This window comes from Dethiosulfatarculus sandiegensis (assembly GCF_000931935.2).
In the GTDB taxonomy this organism is placed as follows: Bacteria; Desulfobacterota; Desulfarculia; order Desulfarculales; family Desulfarculaceae; genus Dethiosulfatarculus; species Dethiosulfatarculus sandiegensis.
This window is the reverse complement of sequence record NZ_AZAC01000010.1, coordinates 217,402-227,099: the sequence shown is the minus strand read 5'-3', so window position 1 is coordinate 227,099 and position 9,698 is coordinate 217,402. Positions and strand designations below refer to the sequence as shown.

Annotated in this window: 5 protein-coding genes; 4 read left to right on the top strand and 1 reads right to left on the bottom strand. The window is 49.8% G+C overall.

Translation table 11 applies throughout. From position 1 onward, the window contains the following. Nucleotides 1–360: 360 nt before the first annotated feature. On the bottom strand, nt 361–1,800 hold the full coding sequence (locus tag X474_RS07650) for a vWA domain-containing protein (RefSeq protein ID WP_052514982.1): 1,440 nt from the start codon (nt 1,798–1,800) through the stop codon (nt 361–363). Nucleotides 1,801–2,476: 676 nt separating this feature from the next. Here X474_RS07650 and tsaA point away from each other — a divergent pair. From tsaA to X474_RS07620, 4 genes are all read left to right on the top strand, one after another. Further along, nucleotides 2,477–2,893 carry a tRNA (N6-threonylcarbamoyladenosine(37)-N6)-methyltransferase TrmO gene (gene tsaA, locus X474_RS07645; protein WP_044347875.1) on the top strand — a complete coding sequence of 139 codons (417 nt, stop codon included), beginning with the start codon at nt 2,477–2,479 and terminating at the stop codon, nt 2,891–2,893. Between the two features lie 143 nt (nt 2,894–3,036). Continuing rightward, on the top strand, nt 3,037–3,702 hold the full coding sequence (locus X474_RS07640; protein WP_044347874.1) for an ArsR/SmtB family transcription factor: 666 nt from the start codon (nt 3,037–3,039) through the stop codon (nt 3,700–3,702). Nucleotides 3,703–4,430: 728 nt separating this feature from the next. Next, complete coding sequence (locus X474_RS07630) at nt 4,431–5,063, top strand: hypothetical protein (protein ID WP_052514981.1); 633 nt, start codon at nt 4,431–4,433, stop codon at nt 5,061–5,063. A 737-nt stretch (nt 5,064–5,800) separates the two neighbouring features. Beyond that, nucleotides 5,801–9,679: a PAS domain S-box protein gene (locus X474_RS07620; protein WP_044347871.1), complete on the top strand. Its 3,879-nt coding sequence runs from the start codon at nt 5,801–5,803 to the stop codon at nt 9,677–9,679. Nucleotides 9,680–9,698: the final 19 nt, after the last annotated feature.

Sequence of the window (9,698 nt, the reverse complement as noted above, 5' to 3'; positions counted from 1 at the left end):
CGACCTGATCGGCGCTCAAGATCACGGAGAAGTCCTTTCAGTCGCCTTTCAGGCCGCAGATTCAATCACGTTACAAAAACTGCCGTCTCAAACCGGCCACACCAAAAGCCTCAGTTCCACCTCAGTGGCATAGCTTAGCAACTACACCTAGATAACCTGCGTTCTCTAAATTCAGCCTATTTTTATCCCGACAAATCAAACTGTTAAATAAGTCAGGGAGCCCTACTGGACTCCCCGACTTACATCATTCGTAAAATAAATTTATTAGGTGTGCTCTCAACCAAACTTGGGAGCCAATCCCTTTAGAATCGCCTGATACCGCCAAGGCCATCGGGCTTGGCAGTCCGTAAAGGGGAATCCCTATAGACCGGTGTCAAAGCTGAGGGTCTCACCTTTATTAATCTCAATGCCCTCACCCACCGGTAAAAAATCTTCCATTCCCTTGGTCTTCACCCACAGGTCATAGGTTCCGGGGGGTGCAGGCATTGCCAGCCAAATAGGCCAGTCATTATCCCAGCGCCGGGCAATGGTAAACAGCTCTTCATCACTACCTGCCTTGGTCAGCTTCCAGGCCTGCACATCGGCACTTGGCGCTTTTTTAAGCTGAATGCCGGAATCCACGGTCTGAACAGTGGTCTTGCCCGGTTCAATCTTTATATCTCTGTACAAGGTCGAAGGTTTTTCGTTTCTCCCCAATTGGAAGCCCAGGGAATAAGTTCCATTTGGCAAAGGCCGGTTACGGAACATATAGTATCCATTTTTATCATCAAAATGAAGCAGATAACGCTTTTCGGCATCCTGATCCATCAGCTCCACCCCGGTAACCACTTTTCCCAGAGGCTCGGCTATGTTGATGGCCAGCGCGCCAAGATTAATCTCGGTGGTCTCCCCGCCGACCACTTCATATTCACCAATGCTTACCTGATCGGCCACTTTGTAGTTTGTGTTGGCATATAGCAACAACACCTTATACTTCCCCGCCAAAAGGGGATGGGTGCCTTCCGCTTTTTGAGTTTCCTTGATCTTTTTGTTGTCCTTTGCCCTTACAATACGCACCCCGGCCAGGGTTTTGGAAGAATCCTTGGGCATGCTGATCTTAAGCTTACCCAACCGGCTCTTTGCCTTGACCTTTTTACTTTTGGCCTTTTCAACTTTCCGGGCCACCTCAACTTTGACTTTATTCAGGGCAGCCAACAGGCTATCTGCATCCGAGGCAGTGAAATACTCTCCGGCCCCAGCCTGGGCCAGGCACTCAAGTTGCTTTTTGCCCTTTTGATCAACATCAAAGCCAACCACATGCAAAATGAACTTGATACCGCTTTCCTTTAATTTCTTTATGGAGTTGCAAGGGTCGTCATGACAGGTCTCAATGCCATCGGAGACTAAAATAATGGTTGTCTCATTCTCCTTGGACTTAAGCATCTCGGCAGTCTGCATAACCGATGCCGCAAGCGGTGTTTTTCCCTTTGGACTCAGTTTCTTAACCTTGGCCAAAAGGCCGTCGCGGTCTTGCGACCCCGGCTTCACCAAGATTTCCACATCTTTGCAATCACCCTTGCGGCGATGCCCATAGGCAACCAGCCCCACCCGCACCTCTTTGGGCAAACCGGGCACTGCCTTGGCCATGACCTTCTTGGCTATATCTATCTTGGGAACACCGCCTGCCCTGCCCCACATACTGCCGGAAGCATCAAGAATAAAGACCACCTCCGGGTAATCCGTTTTTGCGGCCATGGAAGGCAGGGCCATAACCAGAATCATGCAAATTGCTATAGCCAAACGCATAAGTCGTATATGCATATGATGTCTCCGGCTTTTGGTTCACATTCTTAAGGTTAGCGGACTTTTTGTTGCCAAAGACGTTGTTCATTCATCTGAAAGAAAAATCAGGCAACGTCTTAAAGCATGCCAGAATTACGGCATGTAATCTAGAAGTAATAAACAAGTATTTGTTAGTTTTAGGTGATTAAGATCTTCTAAGAGCTTTTTTGTGTACTGGTCTTTACTTGTCTTAATTAAAAGAGGCCATTCGGCTTTTGCAGGGTATTTTGGAATCCGTCGATCGGCTGGCGGGGCATTGCCCTGCTGAAGCGCCTTAGCACCCGACCTTAATGGCCGGTGGCCATATGGGAAAAATCAATTTGTTTGATTTTTAAAAAGAGCCATGGCCTTCCGGATAAGAGGTTTTTAGTCAAACAGATCATTTTAATTGGCAGGGCAGGCTTAAGTTATCCCTAAGGGGCTTTGGGCCTCATAGCAGGATATTGCAAGACTCGAGGTCCTCCTCTTCCACAACTTCTTTCAAATAGTTGCTTGAACGTTTTAATCCACAATAGTATCTTGCAAAAGAATTAGAACATGTCGCTTATTGGCGGGACTGATTCGCGGGACACAATTTCATTCACACCAGTAGGCGTTGCTTTTATTGGCCAGGAATTAAAATTTTAAACCAAAATATCCCTGGAGCCGGACAAACATGGCAGAGGCAATTTTGAATACCATCGGAGTATGGCACACCCCAATTAAAAACCCCAAGGATGCCCCCCGGCAGGGGATAGAAGGCGGCATCAATGGTGAGATCGAACTGGACCCTCGCTGGGCCAGGGGACTGACCGGAGTGGAGCCCGGGGCCCACATCTGGGTGTTCAGCTTTTTTAATCACGCCAAAGAGCCGGAACTGTACTTTTATCCTCACGGGGGAGAAAGCAAACACAAAACCGGTCTTTTCAACACCCGCTCTCCCAACCGCCCAGCGCCTATAGGCATGACATTGGTTAAGGTTTTATCTATAAATGAAAATCGCCTGGAAGTTAAGGGAGTGGACGCCTTGGATGGAACACCGGTGCTGGATATTAAGCCACATCTTGCCAGACTGGACAGTCCCAAGGCCTAGCTCAAGGCACATTGATGATCCCAGGCAGCCGCCGCTTGTGCCCCATGACCGGCTGCCCGGACTAAGCCGCTTTGTATTCATAAGATAAAATAGGTAATCTTATTAACCCCTTATAGCCCAATTGCTAAAGGTCTGACCACAACATGCCGCGAAGCTATGAAAAACAATTGCTCTTTAACCAGTTTGCCAATGTCGGAAAAGCCATAGGCCACGCCAACCGCCTGGAACTACTGGAGCTATTGGCCCAAGGTGAACGGGATGTTGAGACATTGGCCAAGTTTGCCGATTTGTCCGTGGCAAACACTTCGCACCATCTGCAGCAACTGCGCCGCGCCGGTCTGGCAGTATGCCGCCAGAGTGGCCAACGGGTGATCTATAGTCTATCTGACGATGAAATTGTGGAGATGTTCTCAATTCTTCGCAGGGTCGCCCAAAATAATTTGGCCGAGGCCGAGAAAATGGTGCGCGAAAAATTCACCGACCCGGACGGCATCGAACAGCTGACCCGCGAGGAGCTGTTGCAAAGGATCGATCAAGGCACCGCGGTGATATTCGATGTCAGGCCTGAACTGGAATATGGTTTCGGCCACATCAAGGGGGCCCAAAAGGTTCCCTATGAGGGACTGTCCCAAAGATTACACGAGTTTTCCCCTGATGAAGAGATAGTGGTCTATTGCAGGGGACAGTATTGTCAGTTGGCCTACATGGCCCTTAAGGTGCTGCGCGACGCAGGTTTCAAGGCCCGTAAATTAAAAGACGGCTTTCCCGAATGGCGTGTGGCCGGATTCCCCATTGAGACCGGGGAATAAAAAAGCCTCAGCCCCAGGAGAATTCTCCTACTAAAGCAAAAAACTTTCAGGATCAGCTCCGCTCAAACTCCCCTTGGGCCAACATCACGATTCGGTCAGCCACCTTTTGGGCAAGGCCAGTTCATGAGTTATGAACAGCAGACTGAGCCTCTTTTCTCCTGCAGATCCAGGATGAGGCGTATTTAGCCTGAACCTTCATATCAAGACCAGATGCCACCAGGATTTGAGAGAGGTTATCAAGGCCCTGGCCACCCTTTGAAATTACCCCCCACGGAGTTCACTTGGTAGGCGGGCCATGAAAACACCACCGGTGGCCAGTTGTGGAACAATCCGGCTTTCCGAGGCATCCTCCATAAGCTGATCCCGGGACTTTTCCTGAACGCCCTGGAATGGAGGCCGGGCGTATTCGGAACGCGGCCAACCGCCCCCATTTCAACGCCGACGCGGACCCACTCAGCCATGGGCAGGCGACTAAGCTGGCGGCGGCGCCCCCCCCCTTGCGCCACAAAGCCGGCGCGCCTTTAAGCATGTCAAAGGCGGAGCCAGGCGTATATTGGACGGCATGCGCAAAGTGTCCTGTGGCAATATATGGAAACTATAGCATTAACCGCCCCGGCGGCAGGGGTGCGTTCAGCTCATTCATGGTGGCGGCTATCAGCTTTCCCTTCCAGGCATTAATTATGCAAGCCATGGGTTTGCATAATTAACAGCCCGGGGGAGGGTTCAGTATGATAGACAGCATTACCGGCAGCGGCACTGTTCAAGCAGCCACCTATAACTATGCGGTTAATAGAGCAAAATCCACCAACCCATCCGAAAATGTTACAGTCGGCCAGACCGATAAAGTCAGCATTTCCGCTGAGGCTTACGCGTATTCCAGGTCCGGTGAAGCGGACGATATTGCCGGAAAAGATGTCCCAGGAGGCAATAATCTTCTTGACATCAGTGATGATATCATGGAGCACATGACCTACATGTTAAACAACCTGGAAAAGATAACTCAGGAATTTAAGGCCGACCTGAAACATGGGCTGAAGTCGGCAGGCATTGACATGGGCACCGAGTTCAAATTGACCACCGGCCGGGACGGCTCGGTTCGGGTGGTGGGGGATCACCCGGACAAGGAGGCCATTGAGCAGTATTTTGAGGACAATCCGGATATGCGTGACCGTTTCGTGGATATCCAGGTTCACACCGAAATCAAAGAGGCCATTGAAGCGCACACGGAATTCGCCGAGGCCTATGAAAAAGATCCCGAGGCGGCAGTGGCTAAATACTTCTACCTGTTTGATGATAAGGACAGGGAGCCATTCATCATGAGCATTGGCGGCGAAGATGAAAGCGAAAACCAAGCCGCCTGAGCCGATAGCCAGTTCAGATATTCCCAAGGTCAAACCAGCCGTCCTGGCGTCGGCAACTCCGGGGTCAAGGTTTGTTTCGCGGCAGCCCTCCTATGAACCATCAGGGTTTGTAGGACACATGGCAGACCCCGAGTGGGATTTCTTTAACATGAGAGAAATGCTGTTTTCGGGGCCCGGGGGCCTTCTTTGCCAGGGCGATTAAAACCGGCGCTTCCACCAAAGGCCGATAACCGCCGCTAAGTCCTATAGAATAATGGAATTGACCCTGAAGATAAACCCATCCTCATGCCAGCGGACCCTCCTCATTTTGAAACCCACCACCAGACTAATGCCCCCAATCGCAGAAATATGTCCCAGTAGATAGATCAAGACCGATTCCACGACCTGTTCGATTGGTCATCCATCGTTTTAGCGGGCATGCAGCTAAACAACCCTATCGACCATGCTGGGTTGGGGGCCATGCACCGGCTAAACAGGAGACTCCGGAAGATTGACTGAGACTATCCGAGTGGGCTACTATGCTTAAAACAATCAAAACAATGATAGTTTTTGTTGTGTTTTCAGCAAGAAATCACTCACAGGCGGCAATAAGGCCTTTGGATCCCGTCCGGCCAAAGTGATTAGGCGTATTGGGAGAGTAAGGAGGTTCATAAAGATCTGATAAAAAGCGGCAGGCGCATGCTGTGGATTCAACCCACGGCCCGTCTTCAGCACGGACCGGGAGTTATCAGAGACCCATGCCCTGTCTTAGGGTTGCCGAGCTTTTGGGCGCAGACCCCAAGACCATTTTAGACCACGCTTTGAAAAGGCCAACTATGATGGTGGAAAATGAATACGGTTTCTATGGATTTTATTTAGGCAGAGGAAACCGACAGGGCGTCCACTTATGGAGTGGCGAGGCCATGCGGGCAAACAAACCAGCGCACTTGCCAATTGATCAGACTGGGGCGATGCACCGACAAAAGTCACTTATGGTAGACGATGATGCCGATATTTATACAAAAAAAGTTGAAGATCCGTTTGGATATCTTAAGTCAAGCAATCTTTTGACCGACCCGCGTTTATTAACCGGTAAATATGTTGCTGAGGCAGCGGCGGCCATCTGGATGACCTCATTCACGAAACTCAAAGGCACCGTGGATAAGCCAACCAAAAGCCAGTCTTATTACCGAACCATCTTCGAAACCAATCATATCCCAGAGTTGATCATAGACCCATCAGACGGGCTCATCGTGGATGCCAATCAAACAGCCTGCCGGTTCTATGGCTATTCCCTATCGGAGATCAGAACCAAAAAAATTCACGATATAAACACACTGTCGCCGGAAGCGGTGATTGATGAGATGAAGCGTGCCAAGCAAAGGGATTGCCTTGTTTTTCAATTCCGTCACCGCCTCAATTCCGGCGAGGTGCGTGACGTAGAGGTCCACTCCGGCCCTGTGCGCCTACAAGGTAGAACTCTGCTGCACTCAGTCATTATCGATATCACCGGCCGCAAGCTGGCCGAAAAAGACATCAAATTTAAAAACGAAAATTTGAAGGCAATTTTCGCCAGTGCCCCCTATGTCTTGATATTGATCGATGCGGACGCTCGAGTGGTGAACGTAAATCATGCCGGAGAAAATATGCTAGGGCGGTCCAAGGAGGATTTACTGGGGCTCCTGGGTGGGCAGGCCTTGAATTGTATAAATTCTTTTGGCAGAGAAGGCTGCGGCAACAAAGCGGAATGCGCCCAATGTCCCATACGCACGCGGGTGGAGCATACCCTCTCCACCGGGCAGTCTGTCACAAATGAGGAAAGCAGCCTAAAAGTGATGGCCGGGGAGCGGGCTGTAAACCTGGATTTGTTAATCTCCACTTGCCTCATAAACCGCCCGGGCGCCAAAATGGTGCTGATTAGCATCCTGGATATTACCGACCAGAAGCGCGTGGCTAAAGAACTCAAGGCCAGCGAGGAGCGCTATCGCCTGATGGCGGAAAACACCTCTGACAGCATTTGGATCATGGATGCCGAATTTAACTTAACTTATCTGTCCCCCTCTACGGAAAAAATGTTCGGGTACACCAGCGAAGAGTGGGATGCTATGGAATGGGGCAAGTTCGTTCATCCAGACGCTAAAGGAATCATCTCAAGTTTTTCTGAAGAAATGCGGCGGAATCTCCATGAAGGCGGAGTTCAGTCAATGATTCCGGTATTCCATAAAAATGGCCGGAAAATGTGGATCGAATTCATCGCTTCGCCTGTTATAGGGCAGGAGGGTCAATTGACGGGTGTCGTGGGAGTGACCCGCGACATCACCGAGCGTAAAAAGGCCGAAGACGAACTACGCCGATCCCAGGGTTTCACCAACAGCATTTTGGAGACTTCTCCAACCTTCATTTATATTTACGATTTACAAAAAAACACTTTAATCTACTGCAATCCAAGAATGCTTGAGGCATTGGGTTACAGTTCTGAAGAACTCAAACAACGAGGCGAGTTCTTTTCAACCAAGATGCTGCATCCTGATGATATGCCCATAGTGGCTAAATACCACCAACGATTGGCGGAAAGCCCGGACGGGCGAATGCTGGAGCTTGAATACCGCATCAGGCACGCCCGGGGGCGCTGGATATTGCTGCGAAGTAGAGAGGTAGTGTTTTTACGAGACGAACAAGGCCGATGTAAGCAGATCATGGGATCTGCCGAAGACGTTTCTGAAAAAAAACGGGCGGAGGAGGATTTAAGAAACAGTGAGTCCAGATATCGCAGTCTGGCTGAAAACAGTCCGGATTACATAACACGTTACGACCGGGTGGGACGCCATCTGTACGTGAATCAGGCCTCTTGCCAAGTCACAGGTATAAGCGCGGAGGATTTTGAGGGGCGCACCCATCGCGAATTGGGTTTTCCGCCTGAACTGTGTGAATTTTGGGAAAACTCGATCAAAGAGGTATTTGCAACCGGAAAGCCGTTGCAGGCGACCTCCGAGTGGGAAAGTACAATAGGGCATTTAGTCTTGGATTGGCGTGTATGCCCTGAGTTTGATCAAGATGGCCGCGTGGCCTCTGTATTAGGTATTTCACGTGACATTACAGCATTGGTCCAGGCCGAAAAGGAGATGCGCGCAACTGCAGAGTATCACAAGCGCATTCTTGAAACCGCGTTGGATGGATTCTGGCGCACAGACACCAGCGGAAATATTCTGGAAGTCAACCAAGCCTATTGCCGGATGAGCGGTTATGAATCGGATGAAATCCTTTCAATGAAGGTTCATCAGCTCGACACCAACAAAACCGCCGATGATATAGCCAAATTGACATTCACTGCGATGAAACATGGCGGCGCTTGTTTCGAGAGCCGACATCGACGCAAGGATGGCAGTCTCTTCGATGTTGAAATCAGCGTCCAATTTAAAGAGGATGAAGGCGGAAACGAGTTCGTTTTCTTCCTGCGCGACGTATCCGACCGTCGCCGCTTGGAGGATCAACTCAGACAAGCACAGAAAATGGAGGCCGTAGGCACACTGGCGGGAGGCATAGCCCACGATTTCAACAACATGTTGGCGGCGGTTTCAGGCTTTGCGGAGATAATCCACGAAGACGCTCAAAACGGTAAGGTCGCACCAAACGACGTTGAGCAAATTTTGGCTGCCGCCCATCGGGCCAAAGAGCTGATACAGCAAATCTTGCTTTTTAGCAGTAAAAAGAAACTGGAATTAAAGCCCATCGACCTGAATAAAGTAGTAAAAAACACTCAGGTCATCCTCCAGAGAACCTTGCCTAAAATGATTGAGATCGACTGCGAACTAAGTGAAGTTCTGCCGGTAGTGCTTGGGGATCCGGTCCGGATTGAACAGGCGCTGCTGAACTTGGCTTCTAACGCTAAAGACGCCATGCCGGACGGTGGACGATTAACCCTAAGCACATGCGCAACCGAGGTGAAAAAGGGAAACAAAAATCAACACCCGGAAATGCTTCCTGGACATTATGCGCTCCTTAAAATAGCGGACACTGGACACGGGATTAAAAAGGAGCACTTAGCACATATTTTTGACCCATTTTTCACCACCAAAGAGATAGGCAAAGGCACCGGGCTGGGGCTCGCTTCGGCATACGGCATAGCCAAGAGCCACAAAGGCTATATCTATTGCCAAAGCGAAGTTGGCCGGGGAACGATCTTCGAATTATATTTGAATATCATCGAGAGAAAAAGCTTCGAGGCGTACTCCAACGAAAATCGTACCGTAAATACAGATCTGCACGGAACGGAAACCATCTTATTGGTGGACGATGAGGAACCCTTGCGTCAGATAAGTGCGAGAATATTAACCAGCAGGGGCTATAAGGTGTTCACGGCAAATAGCGGTGAGGAAGCCTTGGCGCTTTACCGCTCCGAAGGGCCTGCCATTGATTTAGTGATCATGGATCTGGGCATGCCCGGCATGGGCGGGGCCAAGGCGGCAATGGCTCTGATGGATATAAATTCCCAACTCAAACTGTTAATCGCAAGTGGTTATCCAGCTGACACTCAGTTGATAAAAAACTTAGAAGCAGGAGAGGTGGCTTACGTAACCAAACCGTTCAAATTTGATGATCTGCTCACATCAGTTAGGAACATTTTGGACAAGAAATAAGCTCATCGTTTAGAATAAT

Coding starts and splice junctions, on each gene's coding strand:
- X474_RS07650 (WP_052514982.1), bottom strand. CDS start 1,800: ATGCATATACGACTTATGCGTTTGGCTATAGCAATTTGCATGATTCTG.
- tsaA (WP_044347875.1), top strand. CDS start 2,477: ATGGCAGAGGCAATTTTGAATACCATCGGAGTATGGCACACCCCAATT.
- X474_RS07640 (WP_044347874.1), top strand. CDS start 3,037: ATGCCGCGAAGCTATGAAAAACAATTGCTCTTTAACCAGTTTGCCAAT.
- X474_RS07630 (WP_052514981.1), top strand. CDS start 4,431: ATGATAGACAGCATTACCGGCAGCGGCACTGTTCAAGCAGCCACCTAT.
- X474_RS07620 (WP_044347871.1), top strand. CDS start 5,801: ATGCCCTGTCTTAGGGTTGCCGAGCTTTTGGGCGCAGACCCCAAGACC.